Source organism: Vogesella mureinivorans, assembly GCF_007644035.1.
GTDB classification, from domain to species: Bacteria; Pseudomonadota; Gammaproteobacteria; order Burkholderiales; family Chromobacteriaceae; genus Vogesella; species Vogesella mureinivorans.
Genome location: NZ_VMTV02001050.1, coordinates 1 through 310 on the forward strand (window position 1 = coordinate 1; position 310 = coordinate 310).

Genomic DNA, 310 nt, shown 5'->3' on the forward strand with positions numbered 1-310 from the left:
GCTGCAGGAAATCCCGAAGTCCCTGCTGGTGATCGGCGGCGGCATCATCGGTCTTGAGATGGGCAGCGTGTATGCCGCCCTGGGCGCCGAAGTCACCGTGGTCGAACTGGCCGACCAGCTGATGCCGGGCGCCGATCCGGACCTCGTGCGCCCGCTGCAGCAGCGCCTGGCCAAGCGCTTCAAGGGTATCCATCTGAAGACCAAGGTCAGCGGCGTGGTCGCCGAGAAGCAGGGCCTCAAGGTCAGCTTCGAGGGCGACAAGGCGCCCGAGGCCCAGCTGTTCGACCGCGTACTGGTCTCGGTGGGCCGC

General features: G+C 67.4%; 1 protein-coding gene. It reads left to right on the plus strand.

The window, feature by feature from the left end; genetic code table 11:
• Positions 1-310 (plus strand): NAD-binding protein (locus FLQ44_RS22695; protein ID WP_170253072.1); only part of this gene is annotated, 310 nt, incomplete at both ends.